The sequence below is a fragment of the Nocardia alni genome, assembly GCF_019038435.1.
Lineage (GTDB): Bacteria > Actinomycetota > Actinomycetes > Mycobacteriales > Mycobacteriaceae > Nocardia > Nocardia alni.
This window is the reverse complement of record NZ_JAGPOX010000147.1, coordinates 1-24,582: the sequence shown is the minus strand read 5'-3', so window position 1 is coordinate 24,582 and position 24,582 is coordinate 1. Positions and strand designations below refer to the sequence as shown.

Below are 24,582 nucleotides of genomic sequence, written 5' to 3'. Positions count from 1 at the left end.
GGGCAACGGGGGCGCGCCGGCGGGTAGATAGCCGACCCGGACCAGGGCGTGGGCGAAGGCGGCGTCGCAGAGGACACGGGATCGCAGTTCGGCACGGAGGTCGGGTAATTCGAGTGGTTCGGTCTGCAGGCAGGAGGCCAGGCCGAGCCGGGTGGCGGTCAGCAGCATCGCGCTGGCGGCCTCGCCGGCGGCCAGCCGGGATTCATAGCTGTCGGTGGGTGTGCAGATGACGAACCATTCGGCGGTGTCGCGTTGCGGTCGCAGGTCGGTGAGTTCCGGGTCGGCGAAGGACCGGCGCGCGATGTGATCGTCGCTGACGATGGGGGTGTTCGCCGCCGGAACGCCGTCCGGGCTGCCGTGGCGGCCGCTCCATTGCGCCAGCTCACGTTGATAGGCGGCATCGCCCCGGTGCCGGTCGGCGGCGGTATGGGTGGTGGCGGCGAGTGTGTCGTGCAGGACCGGGGGCACCAGACGCGCGGCGCCGCCGAACTCGACCGCGGTCCGCGCGACGGCGCGCAGCGGGCCGGAGGTCACCGGCCTGGGCCCGTAATGGCGGCGATCCGAACTCCGGTGCCCGATCGCCGCGGCCAACTCCCGGTCGGCGGCGGTAGCGGTGTACGGGACCAGGTCGATATCGGCCAGATGGTCCAGGTCGGCCAATGCGGGAAAATACGTCGCATGCGCCGACCAGCCAGTTGCGGCAAGCGCCACCCGCATATGATGCAGCGCCGCACCGCAACTGAGCAGCAATCCACGCCGCGCGGGATCGCTGGCATGCAGATGCCGACCGGAATCCGCAGACAACCGAATGGTCCCGCCCACCAGCCGCCACCGCCATGGCTGGGTATTGTGGATCGACGGCGCTCGCACCGCCGCCGACACCGCGGCCTCGAAAATCGCCGCCACTGATTCCGAACCATCGGTATTCGCCCCACGCAATGTCTGCCTCCACATATCGGACGCGAATTTCGAAAGGATCGCGCTATTGCGCGAATCAGTCGTCGTCGACAAGGTTCCCCGAGCATACAGTCAGCAACCCCACAGGTCGACCGCCACCGGAAAGATTCGGCAACCCCGCCTCGCGAACGTTCACCGAGAGCCGTCTCGGATTCGACGGAAATCGCCCGCCGACCTTGTGGAACGAACACATTCCAGACCACTCATGTGAAATCTGCCATAACTCCCGCGACGAATTAGTGCCATACGGAATATCTTCGATGCCTACCTGGACAGTTCCACAACGCAGACGAGGCCCCGAGATACCGATCATTCCGTCCGCGAGCCGAGATTCTCGAACCGCGACCGGTGCGAGCGCGCTTCCCCGTCGCGAGTGACGATTTCGTTGCGGCACACCACACCCCGACCAGGCTCGGACTCAGTCGATAGCGGACACGATCAGGTCGTCGTGTCGATCGCTCACGCGACGCCCTGGTCGAGGGCGGCGAGAACGAATTGTGTGGTGACGAGGTCTTGCAGTCCCAGTCCGACCGATTCGTAAAGGGTGATGTCGGCCGCGCTGCGCCGTCCGAGAGCTGGATCGATGATGATGTGCCCGAGTTCGGTGCGAACGTCGTCCTCGGTGATCGCGCGTTCAGCGATGGCGAGTCCGACAGCGCCGGATTTGGCCATGGCGGTGGGGTGGCTGTCGACGACGAGACGAGCTCGTTTCATGCCATAGGAGTCGATTTCGCGGTGATCGCGCCGCGGCGGCGCTCCTACGGCATTGATGTGCTGGCCCGGCCGGAACCAGTGTCCCGAGACAATGGGTTCGCGAGAGGGCGTCAGCGTGCACACGATGTCGGAGCGTGCGAGGACCGACTCGGGTGAGTCGGCCGATCGGGTGGGGATGTCGAGGCTTTCGGTTCTCGCGCGGAACCTTTCGAGCGTCTCGGCGGTGCGGGACCAGACCACGATCTCCCGCAGACGACGCACGTCGGCGATCGCATGGGCGTGCTCGATCGCCAGGTTCCCCGCCCCGATCAGTCCGAGCACCGAACTTTCCTGCAGAGCAAGATATTTCGTGGCGACGGCGCTTGTCGCGGCGGTGCGCATCGCGGTGATCGCGCGGCCGTCGAGTATCGCGACGCACTCGCCGGTGATCGCGGAGGTGATGATGATCGTCGATCGTTGCACGGGCAGTCCACGCTCGCGGTTCGAGGGCAGGTCTGTGAGCAGTTTCACGGCGACGTGGTCACCCGCGACCGCGACCATGGGTAGCGCAGATCCATTGTCGGGCAGGGGCAGAGCCTGCGGGGCCGGGTTCTGGAATCGCCCGGCGGCCAGTTCGGCGTGCGCGAATTCCATGGCCTGCCGTACCGCGCGCCGGTCCAGCAACGCGGCGATATCGGCGTGGGCCAGTATCAACGGCATGGGTCACCGGTCCGCGGTGGCGAGTTCGGCGGCATCCGCGATGCTGGTGTCGACAAGTTCGGCGAACGGTGGCACGGATCGGATCATGCCTTCCTGCTTAAGAATTCGCATCCAACGATCGGTGGCCGCCGCGTCGATTCGCGAGGTCTCCCAGGTTCGTGACCGCTTGATACGGTCGCAGGCCCGAAGCAGCGTCGGCGCGGGGATGCCGGGCCAGTGGGCGGTCAGCAGTGGTTCGAGTTCGGCGAGACCGGTCGTCCTCAGTCGCCGCATAGCCTCGCCCAGTGCGGCGGTGAATCGGACGAGCCGGTCGGAGAGTTCCTCGACGCGGTCGGTGCGGCAGTAGTAGACGCTGTTGGGCCCGATGCCGCCGGCCTCGGTGTAATCGATCGCGGTCACACCGGTTCCCTTGTCCTGCATCACCTGCGCAGTCGTACTGTCCAGGACGATCGCGTCCCCGAGCCCGGCCTCGAACAGCTCGACGAACATCGGCGTGGACAGGTCCCGCAGGAAGGTGATGCCCGCGGGGTCGACCCCGGCCTCACGGATCAGGCCCGCGGTGAACGCGTAGGGTGCGCTGCCCCCGATGCCCGGCGCGAGGACGGTTCGACCGGTCAGATCGGCCCAGGAGAAACCCTCGGACCGCTCCCGGGTTACCAGTGCCTTGGGGAACTGGTGATTCACCTGGGTGATGACCGTCAGTTCTCGCGATGTCCCCCAGTACATTCCGGGCACCCACAGCCCACCCAGGGCGATATCCGCCGCTCCGCTGGCCAGATCGTCGAGCACACCGGTCCACGGATCTTTGGCGGTCGCAATGACTTTCAACTCGCGATCGGCGAAAAGCCCGAGATGGTCGGCAAGGTACTGCGGCAGATAGTTCAGGCCGTGCGCTGTCGCGGAAATCGTCAGGTCGAGCATCGATGGGTCTCCTTGTGAGTGGGTGAATTATGCGAGGGCTCGCTCGGAAGCGACTTCCAGGGATTTACCGAAGGTTTCGGGACCGAAGCGCGCGGCCACCACCAGCAACGCGTACATCACGGCGATCATGACGAATACTCCTGCCACGCCGGCGACGTCGAAGAAGAACAGGGCCGCGAACGGCATCACGGCCCCCGCGACGTTGCCGATGCCGTTGACCACCGACGCGCCCATGGCACGAATGGAAGTCGGGAACAGTTCGGGCGACCATACCGACAGCATCGTGTTCAACATCATGGTGAAGAACTGAAAGATCATGCCCAGCACCAGGATCAGCGCCGTCGAGTGCGCGAAGACCGCGAAGGCGAGCGCGGAGACACAGCCCAGGACCGCGGCCGCGCTCACCGTGAGCCGCCGCCGAACCCGTCCGGCCAGATACGAGGCGACGCATGCGCCGAGCAGGCTGCCGATATTCATGATCATGGTGAAGGCCAACGAGTCCGACAGCGAATATCCCCGTGACTGCAACAGGATCGGCATCAGGAACAGCAGAGTCACCTGCGCGCCGAACGACATCCACGACGCGGCGCCGATTGCCGCGGTACGACGCAGATTCCGCCCGCGGAAGACCTCGAGGTAGGACGTCCTGCCTTCGGGCGGTATCACATCGGCCGCGGTCACGAAATACTCTGCGGGGCCGGGGTTTCGCAGTCCCGAGACAGTGCCGCAGGCGAGCCGGGTCAGACTGACGTTCGCGTCGTCGACCCGCCCTTTGGACAGCAGGAACCGCGGCGACTCGGGCAGATACCGACGGAAGTACACCACGAGAACCGCAGGCACAGCCAGGATTACGTACGCCCAGCGCCACGAACTGTGATCCCCGCCCAGCGCGCCGTTCAGGGGGCCGAGTACCAGGAGGAAGAAGCCGAACGAGGCGATGTTCCCGACGCCGCCCGAGGAGATGTTCAGGGTCGCCAGCAGCGATCCGCGGTGACGGGTGGCGACCAGTTCGGCGAGAATCGCGAGCCCGACCGTGAACTCGCCGCCCAGCCCGATCCCCACGACGGCCCGGCTGACCAGCAACATCTCGTAGTTCACCGCCACGGCGCTGATGAGCCCGCCGAGGGTGTAGACCAGCAGATTCAGGCTCAGCGCGGCGCGGCGACCCCACCGGTCGGCGATGTATCCACCGATCAGCCGCCCGACGAGTCCGCCGATCACCGTGACCGTGTTGATGAGGGTGAGTTCGGCGTTGCCGATGCCGAAGGACTCCTTCAACAGCGTGCCCATCGCGCCGGTCGAGTTCTGCTCCAGCGAGTCGAAGAACAGGCCGGCCATCAGCAGTGCGATAACGACCGCCTGGACTCGGCTGAAGCCGATGCGGTCCAGCGTGTCGGACAGCGCGGAGGACACGGGCTCGACGGCCGGAGGTGCGGAGGCGGTAGGTGCGGCAGCGACCGGGAACGGTTTGCCGCGCAGCGTGAGAGACATGTCGGAACTCCGAATACAGGGAGTGTGGCACCGACACTGGCAGTGTCAGCGAGCCGACTTCGCAGCGGAACTGAAATCGAACTGCCTGTAGTTGTATACAGTTCCTGTGATCCGTGCGTTTCATCCTCGCTACTTCACGTAAACTGAATGATATACCACCTCAGACTGTATACCATCTGCGTGAGTTACCGATGGTCGAACTCGGCGGTGAAGAATTGCTCGTCGCGCCGCAGATGCTCGTCCATCAGATAACCGGCCTGCACGACGGCGCCATTGAGGATCGCGATCGCTACCGCTCGGTGGTCGGTGACGGCGGACCGACGGTCGTGGCCCAGTCCCCAGCGCACCCGCTGATCGAGCGTGGCCAGCATTTCCCGCAGATGCCCGTTTCCAGCGGCGATCGCGATCAGCTCGTGAAACGACCGTCCCTTGCTCGTGGCATCACCGGACAGATCGTTCGAGATCTCGGCCAATTCCCCCGCGACCGCACCGCCTCGATTCTCCGCGGCGAGCTGAGCCGCGAAAACCTCGAGGCCACGACGCACCTGCAGCAGTTCGCGACTGTCGTCGAGCAGCGACTCCGAGACCGTCGCACCTCGATGGCGCACGATGGTGACGAAACCCTCCGATTGCAAACGCGCGAGCGCTTCGCGAACCGGAATTCGCGATACCCCGTACCGCTTGGCGATCGTCCCCTCCACCAGCCGCTCCCCGGCCGACAACCGACCGCCCAGGATCTCCGCGCGCAGTGCGCGAGCGATCGCATCCCCCGACGAATCGTCCGCCGACAACGGATCTGCCATCCCCGCAGCATAAACGGCCCGCCTCGGTGCGCTATGCAGCCGGTGCCCGTCCGGACGGGCACCGGCAGGTCACCGAGCGCGGGGATGGGCGGTGGCCCAGACCTCGTGGAGGGTGTTGACGGTGACCAGTGTGTAGATCTGGGTCGTGGTGACCGAGGCGTGGCCCAGAAGTTCCTGGACCACGCGGACGTCGGCCCCGCCGTCCAGAAGATGGGTGGCGAAGGAGTGCCGCAGGGTGTGCGGGGAGACGCTGGCGCCGATACCGGCGCGTTCGGCAGCGGATTGCAGGATCTGCCAGGCGCTTTGGCGGGAGAGACGGCCGCCCCGGGTGTTGCGGAACAGGGCCGGATTGCCGGAGCCGCGGGCGACCAGGGCGGGGCGACCACGGACCAGGTAGGCGTCCAGGGCCGCCAGCGCCGGGCGGCCGATGGGGACCATGCGCTGTTTGCCGCCCTTGCCGTGCAGGACGACGGCACGTTCGCCGGTGTCGATATCGTCCACGTCCAGATCGGTGACCTCGGAGATCCGTGCGCCGGTGGAATACAGCAGTTCGAGCATCGCACGGTCGCGCAGGCCGCGCGGACCGCCGTCGGACGCGCCGGAGCCGCCCGCGGCCTCCAGCAGTAGCGAAATCTGGTCGTACGGAAGGGCCTTGGGTAATCGCCGGGCAGGAGTGGGCGGCTTGACCGCATGCGCCACATCCCCCGCAGTGATGCCCTCGGCGGCGGCGAACCGGTGCAGCCCGCGCACCGCCACCAGCCCCCGCGCGGCGGAACTGGGCGCCAGCGCCGGATACCCATGCCCGCCGGCCCGCAGCGACACGGTGAAATCCCCGATATCCCCCTCGCTCACCGACGCCAGATCCGTGATCCCCCGCTGCACCAGGAACTCCCGGTACCGCCCCAGATCCCGCCGATAGGCACTGAGCGTATTGCGCGCGGCCCCACGCTCGACCGCCAAATGGTCGAGATACGCGTCGATCTCCCGCTGCAACACGCCCATATCATCGCAGCCGACACCGACAACTCTCCGCGCGAAACACCCCCGCCCAGATCACCCGGACAACACTTCCGCACGACAGAACTCCGAAGCCGATGCGAAGTTCGCCACGGACATCGTCCGAGCCGATGGGATCTCACTGGACGAATACACGCAGTTTCGCGCGGAAGGCGGATGCGTGCCGGCGTCGAAGACCAGAATCAGTGCTAACTGAGCTGAAACTGTTGTCCGGCGATGTGAACGGGTGTGTCGAGCGACTTGGTGACCGTAGTGCTGTACCCGTCACCACTCGGTGCCGTATGCAGCGTCCAACGGTCGCGTGCCGGGTCTACGATCAGGTACTCGGGCACGCCGGCCGTAGCGTAGATCTCGGTCTTGTCCGCGTAGTCGGTTTCCCGGCTGCTGGCAGATACGACCTCCACGAAAGCGAGCGCGTTCGAGGAGTGCAGCTCGGCGTCAGCAGGGAAGATGCCGATATCGGGAGCCTTGTCGTTCTGGCCGGTGCCGGGAATCTTCACATCGGAAGTAGTACGCAGGTGGGGCGCTTTGAACTCGATGTCAGCGGCAATTCTGAGAATGATTCGCCAATGTTCCGGGCGCTGCGGTGAAACGACGATCACATCCCCCTTCGCATCGGCTCGAAATCCCTCCGGCACCTCCATGGAAGCCGCAACCTCGACCAGTTCGCTGCGTGGACTCATGGGTGCTCCTCGACATCGCATGTGGCGATTTCCCTGCGGATAAGCGTACATGCCGCCCGTTACCTACTGCCTCGTGATGCCGATCCGCAGCCTCAGCCCTGGGCGGCCTTGCGATCCAGAAAACGAGTGGGTTTGCCGGGCCAGGGGGCGTCGGCGGGGCGCAGCGGCAGATCGTTCGCGCGCGCGGCGGACAGGGCCAGGATGCCCGCGACCGCCGTGGCGTTGACGATCTCACCGGACAGGGCCGCACGCACGGCCTGCTCGACCGGCATCCGCACGATCCGGATGTCGGCCTCCTCCAGTTCGGGTTCGGGACGCTCGGTCTCGGTGAGACCGTCGGCCAGGTACACCCGCAGCGCCTCGTCGGTGAAGCCCGGCGACAGAGCGACGTCGACCAGCACCGACCAGTTCCGCGCGGCCAGGCCCGTCTCCTCGGCCAGTTCCCGCCGGGCCGCGTCGAGCGGATCCTCGCCGGGCTCGTCCAGCAGCCCGGCGGGCAACTCCAGCAGGCGACGGCCGATCGGGTGACGGTACTGGTCGATCAGCACCACCTCGTCCCGCTCGTCCAGCGCGACCACCGCGACGGCGCCGTGATGCTCGATCACCTCGCGTTCGGCGGTCCGCCCGCCCGGCATCTCCACCTGGTCCAGCCGCAGCGCCAGGATCGCGCCGGAGTAGACGACGCGGCTGGACAGTGTCTTGAATTCGTGGGTGCCCGGGGCGCCCTGTGCCGCATGGTCGTTCACTGGGAGACTGCCTCGATTTCGATCTCGCCCTCGATGTCCACCGGAAGACGCTCGGCCGCATCGTATTTCAGCGCCGCCTGGATCAGCGCCGCGAACAGTGGATGCGGGCGGGTCGGGCGGCTCTTGAGCTCGGGATGCGCCTGGGTGGCGACGAAGAACGGATGCTTGTCCGCGGGCAGTTCGACGAATTCGACCAGATGCCCGTCCGGGGAGGTGCCGCTGAATTTCAGTCCGCTCTCGGCGATCTTGGCCCGGTAGGAGTTGTTGACCTCGTAGCGATGCCGGTGCCGCTCGGACACCTCGGTCACGCCGTAGGCCTGTGCGACGATCGAACCCTGTTCCAGCACAGCGGGATACGCGCCCAAACGCATGGTGCCGCCGAGGTCGGCCTCGCCCGCCACCGCCTGCTCCTGATCGGCCATCGTGGAGATCACGGGATGCGGTGTGTCCGGCTCGAATTCGGCGGAATTGGCGTCCTCGAGCCCGACCGCGCGCGCGGCCTCGATCACCACGCACTGTAAGCCCAGACATAGGCCCAGCAGCGGGATGCCGCGGGTGCGGGCGTAGTGGATCGCGCCGACCTTGCCCTCGATGCCACGAATACCGAATCCGCCCGGAATCAGCACGGCGTCGACGTCGCTCAGATGCGCCTGCGCGCCCGCGGGGGTCTCGCATTCGTCGGACTGCACCCAGCGGATGTTCACCTTCGCCTTGGCCGCGAATCCGCCCGCGCGCAGCGCCTCGGTCACCGACAGATAGGCGTCGGGCAGGTCCACGTACTTGCCGACGAGCGCGACTGTCACCTGCTCGCGCGGATTGTGCACCCGATCGAGCAGGTCGCCCCACACCGTCCAGTCCACGTCGCGGAACGGCAGCCCGAGACGGCGCACCACATACGCGTCCAGGCCCTCGCGGTGCAGCACGCGCGGGATGTCGTAGATCGACGGCGCGTCGGGGGTGGAGATGCAGGCGTCGACCTCGACGTCGCACATCAGCGCGATCTTGTTCTTCAGCGGCTGCGGCACCTCGCGGTCGCAGCGCAGGACCAGCGCGTCGGGCTGGATACCGATATTGCGCAGCGCGGCCACCGAGTGCTGAGTGGGCTTGGTCTTCAGCTCGCCCGAGGGCGCGAGGTACGGCACGAGGGTGACGTGCAGGAAGAAGCAGTTGTCGCGGCCCACCTCGTGCCGGATCTGCCGGGCGGCCTCGAGGAACGGCTGCGACTCGATATCGCCTACGGTGCCGCCGATCTCGGTGATGACCACGTCGGGGGTCTGACCGTCGCGGTCCGGCGCGCTCATCGCGAGGATGCGGAATTTGATCTCGTCGGTGATGTGCGGGATGACCTGCACGGTGTCGCCGAGGTATTCCCCGCGGCGCTCCTTGGCGATCACCGTCGAATAGATCTGGCCCGTGGTCACATTCGCGTACCGGGTCAGGTCCCGGTCCAGGAAGCGCTCGTAGTGGCCGACGTCCAGGTCGGTCTCCGCGCCGTCCTCGGTCACGAACACCTCGCCGTGCTGGAACGGGTTCATGGTGCCGGGATCGACGTTGAGATAGGGGTCGAGCTTCTGCATCGTCACGCGCAAACCGCGCGAGGTGAGGAGTTGGCCGAGGCTGGAGGCCGTCAGGCCCTTACCCAGTGAGGAGGCGACGCCACCGCTGACGAAGATGTGTTTGGTAGCCGTTCGTGACGGTATCCGTGATTGACCCACGGGTCTTCACGCTAACACGGAAAAGGGTTGCGAATCGAATGCCACGCACGGTAACTACATGTTTCCCGATGCCCGATTAGTCCCATCAGCCTCACCCGTCGCAACAGACACACTCGCCTCCCAGCAACTCCCCAGCGGACATCACAGCCGACGTCCCGAGCAGCAGCTCAGCTGGGCAGTGCGCCGACGGTCAGTGAGCTGGCCATCGCGCCGGTGCCGTAACGGCCGGTAATCCCCTTCAACTGCTCACTCAGCCCGAGAGCCGTTGTCATTCGGCCGATCTCGTGGTCGACATTGTCGACGGTGGTCACCGCACCGGCCAGCTTCGGGTCCGAGCGCACGACCCCGATCGGTCCCGACGCGTCGGCAGCGCCGGCGCGACCCGCCAATACGGCGCCCGCGGCCCGCCCGCGCAGCCCGCCCGCGAATCGGGCGATGATCTCCCCCTGGTTGTTGTCCACTGCCCGCGCGCCGTTGCCGGTCACCACGACCGCGAGCTGAGCGGGCCGCACATCGCCGAACGTGAGAAATCCGCCGTTGCGCAGGGTATCCAGGATCAACACACGCTCCTGGTCGGTGGCGCGCTGCCGACCGGTGGCCGGATCGGCGAGCAGCGCCAGACCGAGCAGATCCCCTGCCAGGCTGCCCTGGTCGACCGTGTCGGTCCGCAGCTGCGCACCGGCCGGGATCATGTTGGTGACAGTGGTGCGCAGCCGATCGCCCTGACCGGAGTCGACGAACGGGTTCGCCAACGCGATCCGGCCGGTCACCGTGGCGCCGGCGGTGGTCAGGGCCTTACCGACCGCGTCGACGTCGACGGGATCGGCATCGGGTGTGGTGAACACCAGGACGGTGCGGTTGGCCAGCGCGCCGGCCAGCAGTCGACCCTGCGCCCCCGCCAGGAAGGCGTCCGCCGCGGCGAGTTGCCCGGTGAGCCTGTCGTTCTGCGTGGTCAGCGTGGCGACGTGAGCCTGTTGACTTCCATGTCCCGGACGCAGTGCGGTCAGCACGTCCGAATGCGCGCCGAGCACCAGCCCGATCGCCAGTGCGAGGAAGAGCCCGGCAATCGAGACGGCATGCTGGCGTAGCGAAATCACTTGTCCCCCTTTATCTGTTGAATGCCTTGTTCAGCAGCTGGTGCGCCCAGCTCTTGCCGTGCTCCCATGCGGCCAGCGCCCAGTCCATCGCGGGCCCGCCCATGTGCGAGGCCAGCAGCGCGACGATCATCGCGACCAGCGCGGCCAGTACGACAAGCGCCACCGCCCAGCCGTATCCGCGGTTGTGGTACAACGTGGCAACGGCCTTGGCGTCCATGAGCTTCGACGAGGTCTTGAGCCGGATCAGGAAGGTGGCCGCGTTGGATTCGCGACGGCCGCGATCGAAGAAGTCGTCCAGCGAGGCCGCCGCGCCGCACACGATGATCAGCGCGGAACCGTGGTGATCGGCGAGCAGCAGCGCCAGATCCGTGGCCGATCCCGAGGACGGGAACGTGGTCGCGCCGATGCCCAGGTCCTGAATGCGCTCCAAACCCTTGGCGTGCCCGTCGGTGTCGGCGGGCAGGATCACCTCGGCGCCGGATTTGAGCGTTCTCGCTGTGATCTCATCGGGATCGCCGACGATCAGATCGGGCCGGTAGCCCAGGCCGGTCAGCGTGTCCGCGCCCCGGCCGACGCCGATCAGGATGGGCGCGTACTCCTTGATGAACGGTTTGAGCCCGCGTAGGTCGTCGCGGTGCTCCGGACCGTCGGCCACCACGACGACCTGCCGGTCGCGCATGGACAATTCGAGTTCCGGGACGCCGAAACCATCGATCAGCAGCGCGCTCTCGGTGCGGATGAACTCGATCGTGTTGCCCGCGAACGCCTCCAGATGGTCGGCCAGACCGTTGCGCGCGGCGATCATCCGCTCGGCGATGGCGGCCTCGGTGAGCTCGATGCCCTCGACCAGCGCCTCGGGGTCCTTGCGGAGCTTGTCGACGTAGACGACGCCGCCGTCCACACGGACCCGCGCGCCGTCCTTGATCCTGGCGAACACGTCGTTGGTGACCGCGTCCAGCAACAGGATTCCGTTGGCGACCAGCACCTCCGGCCCGAGGTTGGGATAGCGGCCCGAGATCGAGGGCGAGGCGTTGATCACCGCCGCCACGCCCGCGGTGACCAGCCGGTCCGCCGTGAGCCGGTCCAGGTCCATCTCGTCGAGGATCACGACGTCGCCCGGGCCCACCCGTTCGAGCAGACGCCGGGTGTTGCGATCGACCCGAGCGATGCCGATCAGGCCGGACAGCGTTTCGTTGTTCTTCGACAACAGCGCCAGCATCCTCATGGCATCCGATGATGACCCTGGACTCTCAACCTTTGCTGGAGGCGCGCCGCATCTGCTATCACATCCGCCACCGCAGCGCCAGTGACACTACGCACATCGGACAGATCAGGTACGGATATGCTGTCCCGACAGCGAATTGATGGCACCTGACGTCACAGCAACTTCAGGGCCGTCGCCACCCGGTTTCGAAGGAGATCCGCCGATGGCCAGCACCACGATCGACACCGTGATTCCCGCACCCCGAGACGTCGTCTACAAACTGTTCACCGAGCGCGACAGCCTCAACGGCTATCTGCCGATCCGCTTCACGCTGAGAAGGCCCGGCGCCGAATCCCCGTCCGGCGTCGGCGCACGCTACCTGGTCGGTCTGGGCGGCATCGGCATCACCGAAGAGACCACCGAACTGGTGCCCGGCGAGCGCATGGAGTACAAGATCGTCAAGGGCGTCCCGGTCAAGCGCCACGTCGGCACCATCACCTTCGCCGACGCTCCCGAGGGCACCCTCGTCTCCTACCGCATGGAATCCGAGCCGAAGTTCCCCGTCCCCGACCGCCTCACCGAGATCGCCCTGCGCGGCCTGATCGCTCCCTTCCTCTCCGCCGCCCGCAAGGCCGTCGCGAAGTAGGGCTTCACATCCGGCGCCGCGGCTCAGCCAGCCGCGGCACTGGCCCCTGCTACCCCGGCGGAGTCGGAGTCCTTCTCCGCGTTGGCGGTGGCCAGCAACTCCTCGGCGTGAGCGCGACCGGTTTCCGTGTCGTCCAAGCCGGCCAGCATGCGGGCCAGTTCGACCACCCGCTCCTCGGAGGTGAGGGTGCGCACGCCGCTGTTGACGCCCTTGCCGTCGTCGACCTTGTCGACCACCAGGTGGGTGTCGGCGAAGGCGGCGACCTGGGGCAGGTGGGTCACGACGATCACCTGATGGGTGCGGGCCAGGCGGGCCAGGCGGCGGCCGATCTCCACCGCGGCGCGCCCGCCGACACCGGCGTCGACCTCGTCGAACACCATGGTGCTGCCATGATCGGAACCGGCCAGCACGACCTCCAGGGCCAGCATCACCCGGGACAGCTCGCCGCCCGAGGCGCTCTTGCTCAGCGGCAGCGACTGCGCGCCCGAATGTGCCGACAGCCGGAACTCGGCCTCGTCGACGCCGCTGGACCCGGCGTGTAATTCCGTACCGTCCACCGCGATCGGCGCGGAGTCCTGCGCGGCCGCGAGCATCGTGCGCACCTGCACCTCGAGCTTCGCCCGGCCCATCGCCAGTCCGCCCAGTTCGGAACTCACCGCGGCCGACAGCTTCCTGGCCGCCTTGGTGCGCGCGACAGTGAGCTTGCGCGCGGTCTCACGCACCTGCTCGGCGGCGGATTCGACCTCGGCGGCCAGCTTGGCCAATGCCTCGTCGGAGACGTCCAGGGAGTCCAGCCGCGAGCGCGCGTCCTGCGCCCAGGCCAGCACGCCGTCGATATCGGGTGCGTACTTGCGGGTCAGCGTCTTCAGTTCGGCCTGCCGGTTGAGCAGCGAATCCAGCGCGCCCGGATCCGAGGGCAGATCCGACAGGTAGCTGCTCAGCTCGGTGGTCAGATCCACCACCACCGCGATCGCCTCGCCCAGGCGCGGCGACAGCTCCGACAACGCACGGTCATCGGACGAATCGAGCCGCGAACGCGCCGCACCCAGCAGATCCAGCGCACCCGAACCCTCGCCCGGCGCGTCGGCCGGACCGGCCAGCGCGTCGTGCGCGGCGGTCGCGGACTCGCGCAGCGAATCCAGATCCGAAAGCCTGCGCACCTCCTCGACGATGCGCTCGTCCTCCCCCGCTTGCGGTGCGAGAGAATCGATCTCGTCGAGCGAATGCTTCAGCCTGTCGGCCTCCAGGGCCAGTTCACGGCTGCGCGCGGTGCGCTCGAGCAGTTCGGTGCGGGCGTCCAGCCAGGTGCGCCGCGCCAGCCGGTATCTGCGCAGCAGGTTCGCGACCGACTCGCCCGCGAACTGATCCAGCGCCGCGAGCTGCTGATCGGGCCGCTGCAAGCGCAACTGATCGTTCTGGCCGTGCACTGTCAGCAGCGGCGCGGTGAAATCCGACAGCACCGCCGCCGGGACGCTGCGCCCGCCCAGATGCGCACGCGATCGGCCGTCGCCGCCGACCGTGCGCACCGCGATGATGCTGCCGTCGTCGTCGCGTTGCGCCCCCGAGGATTCCAGCACCTTCGCCACCTCGTCGCGCGCGGACTCGTGCACCTCCTCGACGGTGAACCGGCCCTCCACCACCGCGCGCTGCGCGCCCCGGCGTACCCGCCCGGCATCCGAACGCGCGCCGCCGAGCAGATGCAGGCTCGTCACCACCATCGTCTTGCCCGCACCGGTCTCGCCGGTCAGGCAGGTCAGCCCCGCATGGAATTGCGCTGTGGCGGCGGATATGACGCCAAGGCTGTCAATCCTGATCTCTGTCAGCACTCTTGCTCTCCGTACGGTGCTCGATAGGGCCTGATCGGGGCGCTGCGTGGTTACGCTCCGCTGCCTTCCTCGGTATCCGGCGACGCCGCTGCCGAGGAACCGGCGTTGTCGCGCACGCTGCTTCCTCCGCAGTCGCCGGACGCATCGCCGCTCGACCGCTCAGGACCGGGACGACCCCGCCAGCCTGTGACGGGCAACTGGAATTTGCGCACCATCCGATCGGTGAACGGCGCGGAGTCCAGCCGCACCCACCGCACGGGTTCAGCACCGCGCACCGCCTCGAATCGCGCACCCCGCGGCAGCGCCATGGTGCGGCGGCCGTCGAGGAAGACGACCGCATCATGCCCCACGGCAACGGTTTCCACCGCGATCCGCGAATTCGGGCTGGTCACCAGCGGCCGGGCGAACAGCGCGTGCGCATTGCTCGGGATCACCAGCAGCGCCTCGAGTTCGGGCCAGACCACCGGGCCGCCGGCCGAGAAGGCATAGGCGGTGGACCCGGTGGGTGTCGCGATCAGCACACCGTCGCAACCGAACTGAGACACCGGCCGCCCGTCCACCTCCAGCACCAGTTCGAGTACGCCCATCCGGGTGGCGTTCTCGATGCTGGCCTCGTTCAGTGCCCAACCGCGTTCCACGACGACATCATCCACACGGACACTGACATCTATCGTCATCCGCTGCTCGAGGCGGTAATCGCCGTGCACGACCTGCCCCAGCGCCTCATCGATGTGATCGGCCTCGGCCTCGGTCAGAAAGCCGATGCGGCCCAGGTTGATACCCAGCACCGGCACCCGCGCCGGGCGGGCCATCTCCGCGGCGCGCAGGAACGTCCCGTCGCCACCCAACGCCAGCACCATTTCGCAGCCGACGGCCGCGTCGGGGCCGTGTTCGACCGAACGCACCGGATAACCGTCGGGCTCCCCGGACTCGTCACAGTCCAGTTTGGTGCTGTATGCCTCGTCCTCGAGCAGGCGCAGACCGATCCCGGCGTCGTCGAAGATCTTCGCGACCCGATGCGCGGTCTCGGTCAGTTCGGCGCGACCGGGATGGGCGACCAACAGGATCTCCCTGTTCACTGTGGGCCCTCCTGCACTGCGCGCTGCACCATCTCGCTCAGGCCTCCGCTTCGCTCCGGCCCGAGCGAGAGCTCAGCTGCATCCAATTTCACCTCAGCGGCGTCTTTCTCGTTACGCAACCACAAGAAGTATTCGACATTCCCGGACGGCCCGGGCAACGGGCTCGCCACGACTCCCCGGGTGCGCAGCCCTAGTCCGGCCGCGACCGCGGCCACCTCGCGCACCGACTCGGCTCGCAACACCGGATCCCGCACCACACCGCCGGAGCCTACCCGCTCCTTGCCGACCTCGAATTGCGGTTTGACCATCGGCAGCAGATCCGCACCCGGTGCACAGCACTGCGCCAATGCGGGCAGCACCAGACCGAGGGAGATGAACGACAGATCGGCCACCACCAGCTCCACCGGGCCGCCGATCGCCTCGGCGGTCAGGGTGCGCACATTCGTACGATCCAGCACGCGCACCCGGTCGTCGTTCTGCAGTCGCCAGATCAGCTGGCCGTATCCGACGTCCGCCGCCACGACCTCGCGCGCACCGCGACTGAGCAGCACATCGGTGAATCCGCCGGTCGAGGCGCCCGCATCGAGACAACGCCGCCCCGCCACGGACACACCCTGCGCCTCGAACGCCTCGAGCGCGCCCAGCAGTTTGTGCGCGCCGCGCGAGGCCCACTGCACCTCGTCGGGCTCCTCGCGCACCAGCAGCGGGGTGCCGGTCTCCACGGCCGTGGCCGGTTTCACCGCGACCGCGCCGTTGATCAGGACCCGGCCCGCGCCGATCAGTTCGACCGCGTGTTCGCGTGAGCGGGCCAGACCGCGGCGAACCAATTCTGCGTCCACCCGAGCGCGTCTGGCCACCTCAGATCTTGTCCACCGTCGACAGGGCCTGGACCAGCACCTCGTGCGCCTGTTCCAGGATGCGGGCGCGACGGGTGATCTCCACGCCCGCGCCCGCCACATCGGCCTCCGCCAGCTCGTGCCCACGCACCCGGGCGTGCAATTCCGCCAGCAGCGCGTCGATCTCCGTACGCACCGCCGCCGGTTCGGCGAATTCGGCCGGGTTCGCGCCCGCCATATGCTGACCGGGCAGCGGAACTCCCGGCCGAGGCCCGGTCGGACCGGGTGTCGGAGGATGCGGCGTCGGTGTAGTCATGATGCCGACAACGCTACCGGAGTACGGATTCGAACACACGTATCAGGCGGGTTTCGGGATTACCGTCGCTGTTGACTCTCCCATCGCTGGAGAGTGTTCAGTAGGAGACATGACAGCGACAGTCTCCATCGGGGAATTCGCCCGGCTGACATTTCTCAGCGTGAAGACCCTGCGGTACTACCACGAGATCGAACTGCTCGAGCCCGCCGCCGTGGATCCGTACTCCGGATATCGGCGCTACTCGACCGATCAGGTCGACCAGGCGCATCTGATCCGGCGGCTCCGTGAGCTCAATATGCCACTGCCGGAGATCCGCGCGGTGGTGGCCGCGCCCGACCAGGGCGCCCGGGACACGGCGCTGCGCGAGCATCTCGAGCATATGGAAGCCGAACTGCTGCGCACCCGCGACGTGGTGGCCTCACTGCGCGCATTGCTGCTGCCCGCTTCCCGGATCGAGGTCGAATATCGTTCCGTCCCAGCCTTTCCCGCGCTGACCGTATCGGGCATCGTGGCCCGCGAAACGCTCGGCGACTGGTATGGCGCGGCTTTCGCCCAGCTGTACGAAACACTTTCGGCCAACGGCGTGGCGCCGGCCGGACCGGGCGGAGCCACCTATTCCACGGAATTCTTCGAGAACGATATCGGTCAGGTGGTCGCGTTCGCCCCGATCACCGGCATCGACCGCGGTGCACTGACCGATACGAAATCGGCTGCGATAGTGGAGCTTCCGGCTCGCCGCTTCGCCATCGGGGTACACAGCGGCCCGTTCACCGATTTCGACCGGACCTACGGCGCATTGGGCAGCCATGTGGCCGAACACGATTCGGCGCTGGCCGAACCGATCCGGGAGATCCCCCTCATCGGCCCGCACAACGCCGACGACCCGAGCGAATTCCGCACCGAAGTCTGCTGGCCGATCGGCCGGCTCTGAAAAAGGAGAACAACTCTCATGGCACTGACACTGAGCAACATCACTTTCGACTGCCACGACGCGGCCGCGTTGGCCGGATTCTGGTCGCAGCTACTGGATCAGCCGGTCGCCCCGGAGGCCAACGAATACTTCGCGGCCGTCGGCGGCGGAGCACTGTCGCCGACGCTGATGTTCATCCAGGTGCCCGACAAGAATCCCGGTAAGAACGTCGTCCATCTCGATCTGTCCGCATCCGATTGGACCGAACAAATCGAGCGGGCGATCTCGTTGGGCGCCAAGCAGGTCGGCGAGAACAACCAGCAGGGACTGCACTGGGTCACCCTCGCCGACCCGGAGGGCAACCTGTTCGACATCGCCCAGGCGCACGACTAGCCCACACGATCAGCGCAGAAAACCACGGCCCGCTCGGGATCGAGATCTTTGTCATCCCGAACGGGCCGGTGGCGGCGCAAGGAGTCACGAGGCGGGCGATATTCCGCACGGGGGCTGTGGCCGGGGCGGCCGTGGCCCCATTGTTCGCGAAAGCGCCCGCCGCCGCGATCTCCTATCCACAGCGCATCGTCGGCGATGTACGCAGCGGCGGCTACGAGTGGTCGGCGTCCCCGGACGCCGCGCCGATGCGCCGCGGCCACACCTGCGTCGAGCTCGACGCAGCGGGCAAGATCAGCCGCCTGACCGTCGTCTACGACTCGAGTCTCCTGAATTACACCGCTTACCAGTCCCTGGTCGGCCTCGCAGCGGAGGCGGCCGCATGAGAAACCACACGCCCGCACCGCGAACACCTTCTCCGACGAACCGATCGGCAAGGACCAGGTCGCCTCCATCTACTGGTCAAATACGCCCCGACGGCATTCAACTCCCAGCCGCTGCGCATCCTGCTGGTGCGTTCCCCCGAGGCTCGCGAGCGCCTCGTCGCGCATCTGTGGGTCCCAGCTGCCACACTTCACCGGCGCGCAGGACCTGTTCAAGAAACCCGGCCAGGAGCCCTGTTTCCCGCGCGGGTCGCCTCGAGCAGGACAAGGTCGTCAGCACGGTCCGACCGCTGGTGTGCGGCGGCGCACGATACGGCAACTGCGATGCCGCACACCAGGGTTCGACAGCCGCAGGTGATGCGAATACGTATCTCGGCGCGCCGCTCGCAACAGACCCGCTCCCCGACACACCACACGCCGACCACCGAGGTTCGCGCCATGTGCACAGGCTCTTGGCACAATGGTCCGGGTGCGAACCCGGGGTTCAGGCGCAAACTTGTGGCGTACCGCCGCGATGGTCGTGGCGGCCACCGTCGGCGGCTCCGAATGGCTGCACTGGCGCGCGTCCCGCTGGTTCCCTTGCCCGATACCGAGTCCGGTCGACCAGGGCACGAAAGCCCTTGTCGTTCTCGGTTACCCGGCCAAGGCCGACGGAAGCCCCCATCCCGTGCAACGCTGGCGATGCCGAATCGCCGCACGCTCCATGGCGCCCGGCGCGCTGATGGTCTTCACCGGCGGGTCGGTGCGCGACTCGTGGATCGAATCCGAGGTGATGGCTTCATACGCCCGAGAATCCCTGGGTGTGCCGGCCGATGCTATCCGCACCGAGACCCACGCCGAAAGCACCTGGCAGAACATCGAGTTCACGATTCCGCTGATCGAGCACGCGGACCGCATCGCCATCGTCTCCGGGCCGATGCATGCCGCCCGCGGCCGCCGCTACCTGTATCGGCAGCGGCCCGATCTGGCCGCGCGACTGGTTCCCGCCGCCGATTACAAGCTCTTCGAGGCATGGTGGTTGAAGGTCCCCACCGCCGTGCACGAACTGGCGGCCATCGCGCGGCGGCGGGCCGGGCGGCTGCTCGTCCGGGCCATGCGCTCGTCCGTATTTTCGAAAACCACCACAACCGGGGGCACCGCGGAAATTCCCGAGGCCCGCGGCGGCCGCCGACGCTCGCCGGGTTCGGGAGATGATCAATATCGAGATCGCGGAGATCATCCGGATGCTCGAGGATGAACGCAGCCAGTTGAGATAGTGCGCTACGGGACGACGGGTATCGCCCTGCCCGGGTGGCGATCGAGCCGCTCCGCTATCTGATCCGCAACGTCACCATCCGCCAAGGTCGCCGGATCATCCTGTACCACAGGATGATTCAGTGCGTCCAGGCTGTCGGACACATAGGTGGGCAACCGGTCGGCCGGCTGCTTGGCCAGGTCGGCGAAGGTGCTCACGCCGGTGAGCACGAGCAGCGATTCCAGCCCGACGCAGTGCGCGCCGTCGATATCGGTGTCGAGGCGGTCGCCGACGACCAGGGCCGAGCGGGTTCCGGCGCGGGTGAGGGCGTCGTCGAGCAGCGGGGCGTAGGGCTTGCCCGCGACGACGGGCTCGGTATCGGTAGCCACCCGCAGCGCGGTGACCATCGCGCCGTTACCGGGCGCCAGCCCGCGCTCGGTCGGCAACGTCACGTCGGTGTTGGTCGCCACCCACAACGCACCGGCACGCACGGCGTAGGCGGCCTCGGCCAGATCCGGCCAGCCCGTCGTCGGCGAATGACCCTGCACCACCGCGGCGGGAGCCTCGCCCTCGAAGCGGCGAACCGCTCGCAAGCCCACCCGATCGATCTCCGCGGCCAGGTCGTCGGACCCGACGATCAGCACCGTCGATCCGGGCGCCAGCCGATCGGCCAGTATGTTCGCCCCGGCCTGCGCGCTGGTCACCACGTCATCGGCGGTCGCGGCGAACCCCAGCTCCGCCAGATGCGCCGCCACCGACCCGGCCGAGCGGCTGGCGTTGTTCGTGACGTACACCAGCGCCTGCGCCCCCTCCGAGGCCGCCAGCGCGGCGGGCGCACCGGGAATCACGGCGTCCCCGCGATACAGGGTGCCATCCAGATCCAGCAGCAGAGCCTCGAACCGCTCTCGTAGCCTCGTCACCGAACCGTGCACCACCTTCTACTCGCCGGAACGACACCGCCCGGACGACCTGAGCCTACTGGGTCGGGGTAAGCGGACCTCGTCACGCACCAGGCGACGGGTACGATGCGGGCGACGCCACGCCCCAGCGTGTGATCGAAGAGTCCAATGACACAGCCGGTTCGGACATCGATCAACCACTCGTGACACGGATTCGAGGCTTCGGCGCAGGTGCAGTTCGCGAAGGCACCGACTCTGGTCGAACCGCGCTCGCAAGGTGTCGGGGTCGTGGAATATTCGGTCCATAACCCTGGTTGCGGCTCGTATGAAATTCGGAGTCAGCACCTTTGTGACCGACGAGGGAATCAGCAGCACCGCACTGGGCCGGGCGCTCGAGGAACGCGGGTTCGAATCGCTGTTCCTCGCTGAACATTCGCATATTCCGACCAGCAGGCAGTCACCATATCCGGGCGGTGGGGACCTACCGCGCATGTACTATCGCGCGCTCGATCCGTTCGTGGCCCTCGGGGCCGCGGCGGCCGTCACCGAGCGGCTTCTGCTCGGCACCGGTGTCACCTTGCTGATCCAGCGCGACATCATCCACACCGCAAAGGAAGTCGCCAGCCTGGACCTGATCTCCGGCGGCCGTCTCGTCTTCGGCGTCGGCGTCGGCTGGAACCGCGAGGAGATGGCCAACCACGGCACCGATCCTCGTACGCGGGGCGCACTCGTCGAGGAGCAGTTGGCGGCGTTGCGCGAGATCTGGACCAAGGACGCCGCCGAATACCACGGCAAATTCATTGATTTCGATCCGATCTACTCCTGGCCGAAGCCGGTGCAGCGCCCGCACCCGCCGATCTACCTCGGCGGCGGGCAGGCCGCGGCCGAGCGAGCGATCCGTCTCGGTATCGGCTGGATCCCGAATGCGGTCGCCAACCCTGCCGACGTGCCGGGCCAGCTCGCTGAATTCCGCAAGTCCGGACTCCCGATCACCGTGTCCTCCGTCCCTACCGATCCGGCGATTCTGGACGCCTACGCCGAGGCGGGCGCAGAACGGGTAAACCTCCCCCTGAACAACCTGCCGGAGGATGAAAGCCTCCGTGCCCTGGACAATCTCGCCGAATTCGTCCGCAAGTACACGGACTAGTTCCACCACTTCCGGCGTACTCCAACCAACCGCCAACATCCGAGTGGACCGCACTCCGATGCTCCGACGGAGGTCCCGGACCACGCTCTCATAATGTCGGTCCTGTCGGCTCGTCACCAGAATCCTGGACCACGAGCCGGCAGGAATGGCGAGCGACACTGGAAATCCCATGGCATGGCTGGTGCACGTGTGGATTGGCGCGACAACTGCTCTGCGTCTCGATGGGCTTCTGCGCTCGGCCCTCGCGGATGTCGTTGCCCCGGGGCCGGTCCACCGATCGCCATCGAAAAAGGCGGGCGAACAGGCTCGATAGGCATAGCCGAGCTGTCAGTGCTGCGCCTCGGTATGGACAGGACGAAGGCGATCAATCGATCGGCTCAGCGCATCGACGGGGCTCGCCTTCCGGTGACTACCCTCCCGCCGATCAGAAGACCAGCTGGCGATTGCTGAAACCGGATCACCGATGTCGCGGCTTTCCGTCAGAGGTATAGGGAGGTCCGCAGGGGATTACTCGATCGGCCCATTCTCATCGTCGGTTGCCTTGTGGTCAGCGACCTTGCCACCAACATGTTTGTCTTCAGCAGGCTTGTTATCGAGATCCCTGTGTTCGGGATCCACGTGTTCCGGGGCATTGTCGCCGGCAACCTCGTCGTCGGTGGGTTCACCGTCAGCAAGATCGTCGTCAGCGAGATCGTCGTATTCCGTTGCGCTGGTTCCTGATTCGGTGCTCAGGTTTACTTCTCCGCGAGCGGCCGCGGCCAATTCGTCGGCACGTTCCTCGGCGTCGGTGTCGCCCTCTATATCGGCGGAGGCGGCGTGGAGGAACCAGGTCAGGGCCTCGTCCGAACGATCCGCGGCCAGCAGAGCCTCGGCGTAGGCGTAGAACAGGCGGGCCGAGGACGGGCCGATTCGCGCCGGGTCCAGTTCGGAGGTTTGCAGGGTTACCACGGCCTGGTCGTACTGGCCGAGGTCCATGCGAGCGCCCGCGACAACGATCCGGAGTTCGGTAGCCTCGTCGCCCGTCAGCTGGCGAGCCTCGTCGCTGCGGCCCAGTTCGATCGCCCGTTCGGGACGGCCCAGGCCGCGTTCGCAATCGGCCATCACCGCCAGCAGCCCTGCTCCACCGGACATTCGCCGCGCGGTCCGCAGCTCCGACAGTGCCTCCGCCCATTCACCCGCGTGATAGGCGATGAGACCGGCGGTCTCGCGCACCACCGCGATCCGGCCGGCCCGCTGCCGAGCCGCACGAGCATGCGCGAGGGCCAATTCGGGATCGTCCTCGATCAGACGCGTGGCCATGACCAGGTGCCGGGCGACCGTCTCGGCATTCCCCTTGTCCAGGCTGAACAGGTCGCGACGGACGCCCGGGTCCAGCTCGGCAGCCTCGACGTCATCGGGCAACACGGGCTCGTCCGGACGCGGCGGGCGGCGGTCACCACCGCTCTGCACTCCCTCACCACCGCGGCGACGATTAGAAGCGAAGTCGTTCCCGCCCTCCCGACCGGATCCGCCGGATCGACGATCGGCGTCATCTCGACGGTTGTATCCGCCACGGGCACGGTCACCACCGGAACCGCGATTGTCACCGAAGGAACGATCCCCACGACCTGAACGGTCACCGCCAGACGATCGACCACCACCGGACGAACGGTCACCACGATCAGTGCGATCACCACCGGATGAACGGTCACCACGATCAGTGCGATCGCCACCGGATGAACGGTTACCACGGTCCGGGCGGTCACCACCATACGAGCGATCACCACGGTCCGGGCGATCACCACCGAACGATCGGTTACCGCGATCGGTGCGATCACCACCGTATGGACGGTCACCACGATCGGGGCGGTCACCACGATCGGGGCGGTCACCACGATCGGGGCGGTCACCGCCATACGGCCGATTACCACGTTCAGGGCGATCACCACCGAACGGCCGATTACCACGGTCGGGACGGTCACCACCGTATGGACGGTCACCGCGAGGCGGCCGGTCACCACCGGAGCGGTTGCCGTCATTGGGGCGATCACCGTACGGCCGGTCCGTACCACGGCGGAAGCCCGAGCGTCCGCTGTCGTCGCCGTCGGGACGATTCGAACCACCGCGATCACCGCGATCGTAGCCACCGCGACGGTCGTCACGGCGATCGTCGTCACGCCGGAAACCACCGGGCCGGTCCGAGCGCCGGGAATCATCTCGTCCGGAACCACCCGGTCGATCCGAGCGCCCGAAATCGCCGCGTGGGGAACCACCGCGATCACCACTGCCCGAACCACCTCGACGGAAACCGCCGCGATCACCGCGGTCCGGTCGGTCACCGCCACTCGAACGATCATCACCGGACGGCCGATTGTCGTCTCCACGGCCGAAGCCGCCACGCCGCTCGGAGGGACCGTCGTCACGGCGATTCTGCTTGTAGGGGCGGTCGCCGGCAGCGCGATCGGGATTGTTGCGGCGGAAGCCGCCGGATCGGCGTTCGCCGCGGTCGTCGCCGTTGTCGGCATGGTCACGGGGCGGTGTGCCGTTGCCAGGCCCCTGATCGGACCCACCGCGGCGGAAAGGCCTGCGACCGTCGTCGTTCTGCTCCGACACGGTAGTCCCTCTCTCTCTGAGAACTTGGCTCGGTACCCGGCCGCGGCGCACGCATCCGCACTACTCGAATTGAATCATGCGCGGACGATGCGGCATCCACGCGGCAGGGCGTAAACGCAAAGAAGGGGACCCAAACTTGGGTCCCCTTCTTGAAAGGATGTTCCGGCGGTGTCCTACTCTCCCACACCCTGGCGAGTGCAGTACCATCGGCGCTGGTGGCCTTAGCTTCCGGGTTCGGAATGGGACCGGGCGTTTCCCCACCGCTATAGCCGCCGTA

At 67.2% G+C, this 24,582-nt stretch carries 22 protein-coding genes, 1 rRNA gene and 1 pseudogene; 6 read left to right on the top strand and 18 right to left on the bottom strand.

All coding sequences use genetic code 11. From position 1 onward, the window contains the following. The 11 genes from JZ791_RS36575 to steA form a co-directional block, all read right to left on the bottom strand. The coding region (locus JZ791_RS36575; protein WP_216901301.1) for an Acg family FMN-binding oxidoreductase at nt 1-906 on the bottom strand (906 nt) is incomplete at its 3' end. A gap of 510 nt (nt 907-1,416) precedes the next feature. Further along, entirely contained in the window at nt 1,417-2,370 is a 954-nt protein-coding gene (locus JZ791_RS36570; RefSeq protein WP_216901293.1) for an ornithine cyclodeaminase family protein, read from the bottom strand. Nucleotides 2,371-2,373: 3 nt separating this feature from the next. Then, a complete protein-coding gene (locus tag JZ791_RS36565) occupies nt 2,374-3,291 on the bottom strand; it encodes an ABC transporter substrate-binding protein (protein ID WP_216901291.1) in 918 nt (305 codons plus the stop codon). Between the two features lie 27 nt (nt 3,292-3,318). Further along, entirely contained in the window at nt 3,319-4,782 is a 1,464-nt protein-coding gene (locus JZ791_RS36560; RefSeq protein ID WP_254206925.1) for an MFS transporter, read from the bottom strand. 185 nt (nt 4,783-4,967) lie between these two features. Continuing rightward, complete coding sequence (locus tag JZ791_RS36555; protein WP_216901289.1) at nt 4,968-5,585, bottom strand: GntR family transcriptional regulator; 618 nt, start codon at nt 5,583-5,585, stop codon at nt 4,968-4,970. 69 nt (nt 5,586-5,654) lie between these two features. After that, the gene (xerD, locus tag JZ791_RS36550) at nt 5,655-6,587 is read right to left on the bottom strand and encodes a site-specific tyrosine recombinase XerD (protein WP_216901287.1); all 933 of its coding nucleotides are present in this window, start codon (nt 6,585-6,587) and stop codon (nt 5,655-5,657) included. Nucleotides 6,588-6,790: 203 nt separating this feature from the next. Next, nucleotides 6,791-7,285 carry a Uma2 family endonuclease gene (locus tag JZ791_RS36545; RefSeq protein ID WP_216901285.1) on the bottom strand — a complete coding sequence of 165 codons (495 nt, stop codon included), beginning with the start codon at nt 7,283-7,285 and terminating at the stop codon, nt 6,791-6,793. Nucleotides 7,286-7,377: 92 nt separating this feature from the next. Continuing rightward, nucleotides 7,378-8,031: an NUDIX domain-containing protein gene (locus JZ791_RS36540; RefSeq protein ID WP_216901283.1), complete on the bottom strand. Its 654-nt coding sequence runs from the start codon at nt 8,029-8,031 to the stop codon at nt 7,378-7,380. Further along, on the bottom strand, nt 8,028-9,746 hold the full coding sequence (gene pyrG, locus JZ791_RS36535; protein WP_216901281.1) for a CTP synthase: 1,719 nt from the start codon (nt 9,744-9,746) through the stop codon (nt 8,028-8,030). The genes JZ791_RS36540 and pyrG overlap by 4 nt, the downstream gene beginning before the upstream one ends. A 167-nt stretch (nt 9,747-9,913) precedes the next feature. Further along, complete coding sequence (locus JZ791_RS36530; protein WP_216901279.1) at nt 9,914-10,843, bottom strand: copper transporter; 930 nt, start codon at nt 10,841-10,843, stop codon at nt 9,914-9,916. A 10-nt stretch (nt 10,844-10,853) separates the two neighbouring features. Next, the gene (steA, locus tag JZ791_RS36525) at nt 10,854-12,068 is read right to left on the bottom strand and encodes a putative cytokinetic ring protein SteA (protein WP_216901277.1); all 1,215 of its coding nucleotides are present in this window, start codon (nt 12,066-12,068) and stop codon (nt 10,854-10,856) included. A 202-nt stretch (nt 12,069-12,270) separates the two neighbouring features. Here steA and JZ791_RS36520 point away from each other — a divergent pair, with 202 nt between their 5' ends. Next, nucleotides 12,271-12,693, top strand: coding sequence for an SRPBCC family protein (locus JZ791_RS36520; protein ID WP_216901275.1), 423 nt, complete (start codon nt 12,271-12,273; stop codon nt 12,691-12,693). Between the two features lie 23 nt (nt 12,694-12,716). Here the strand turns inward: JZ791_RS36520 and recN are convergent, their stop codons facing one another. From recN to JZ791_RS36500, 4 genes are read right to left on the bottom strand one after another with little or no spacing between them, the layout of a single operon-like run. Continuing rightward, on the bottom strand, nt 12,717-14,519 hold the full coding sequence (gene recN / locus JZ791_RS36515) for a DNA repair protein RecN (protein ID WP_216901273.1): 1,803 nt from the start codon (nt 14,517-14,519) through the stop codon (nt 12,717-12,719). Nucleotides 14,520-14,569: 50 nt separating this feature from the next. Then, nucleotides 14,570-15,598, bottom strand: a complete 1,029-nt coding sequence (locus JZ791_RS36510) for an NAD kinase (RefSeq protein ID WP_216901271.1) — start codon at nt 15,596-15,598, stop codon at nt 14,570-14,572. Beyond that, nucleotides 15,595-16,455, bottom strand: coding sequence for a TlyA family RNA methyltransferase (locus tag JZ791_RS36505; RefSeq protein ID WP_216901269.1), 861 nt, complete (start codon nt 16,453-16,455; stop codon nt 15,595-15,597). Before JZ791_RS36505 ends, JZ791_RS36510 begins: the two co-directional genes overlap by 4 nt. Nucleotide 16,456: 1 nt before the next feature. After that, nucleotides 16,457-16,750, bottom strand: coding sequence for a hypothetical protein (locus JZ791_RS36500; protein ID WP_216901259.1), 294 nt, complete (start codon nt 16,748-16,750; stop codon nt 16,457-16,459). 109 nt (nt 16,751-16,859) lie between these two features. Between JZ791_RS36500 and JZ791_RS36495 the strand changes: the two genes are divergently transcribed. The 4 genes from JZ791_RS36495 (at nt 16,860) to JZ791_RS36480 (ending at nt 19,670) form a co-directional block, all read left to right on the top strand. Continuing rightward, nucleotides 16,860-17,681 carry a MerR family transcriptional regulator gene (locus JZ791_RS36495; RefSeq protein WP_216901257.1) on the top strand — a complete coding sequence of 274 codons (822 nt, stop codon included), beginning with the start codon at nt 16,860-16,862 and terminating at the stop codon, nt 17,679-17,681. An 18-nt stretch (nt 17,682-17,699) separates the two neighbouring features. Further along, the gene (locus JZ791_RS36490) at nt 17,700-18,053 is read left to right on the top strand and encodes a VOC family protein (RefSeq protein WP_216901255.1); all 354 of its coding nucleotides are present in this window, start codon (nt 17,700-17,702) and stop codon (nt 18,051-18,053) included. Between the two features lie 131 nt (nt 18,054-18,184). After that, a complete protein-coding gene (locus JZ791_RS36485) occupies nt 18,185-18,436 on the top strand; it encodes a hypothetical protein (protein WP_216901253.1) in 252 nt (83 codons plus the stop codon). A gap of 493 nt (nt 18,437-18,929) precedes the next feature. Continuing rightward, nucleotides 18,930-19,670 (top strand): YdcF family protein, encoded by a 741-nt coding sequence (locus JZ791_RS36480; protein WP_216901251.1) that lies wholly within the window; start codon nt 18,930-18,932, stop codon nt 19,668-19,670. 23 nt (nt 19,671-19,693) lie between these two features. On the opposite strand, the gene JZ791_RS36475 is transcribed toward JZ791_RS36480, so the two are convergent. Beyond that, nucleotides 19,694-20,587 carry an HAD-IIA family hydrolase gene (locus tag JZ791_RS36475; protein WP_216901249.1) on the bottom strand — a complete coding sequence of 298 codons (894 nt, stop codon included), beginning with the start codon at nt 20,585-20,587 and terminating at the stop codon, nt 19,694-19,696. Nucleotides 20,588-20,891: 304 nt separating this feature from the next. Here JZ791_RS36475 and JZ791_RS36470 point away from each other — a divergent pair, with 304 nt between their 5' ends. Next, nucleotides 20,892-21,713 (top strand): LLM class F420-dependent oxidoreductase, encoded by an 822-nt coding sequence (locus JZ791_RS36470; RefSeq protein WP_216901247.1) that lies wholly within the window; start codon nt 20,892-20,894, stop codon nt 21,711-21,713. Nucleotides 21,714-22,457: 744 nt separating this feature from the next. On the opposite strand, the pseudogene JZ791_RS45590 reads toward JZ791_RS36470, so the two are convergent. Together JZ791_RS45590 and rrf are read right to left on the bottom strand one after the other, a co-directional pair. Next, nucleotides 22,458-23,396: pseudogene (locus JZ791_RS45590) on the bottom strand (hypothetical protein); the annotation flags it as partial. A gap of 1,069 nt (nt 23,397-24,465) precedes the next feature. Then, nucleotides 24,466-24,582: ribosomal RNA gene (gene rrf / locus JZ791_RS36455) — 5S ribosomal RNA — on the bottom strand.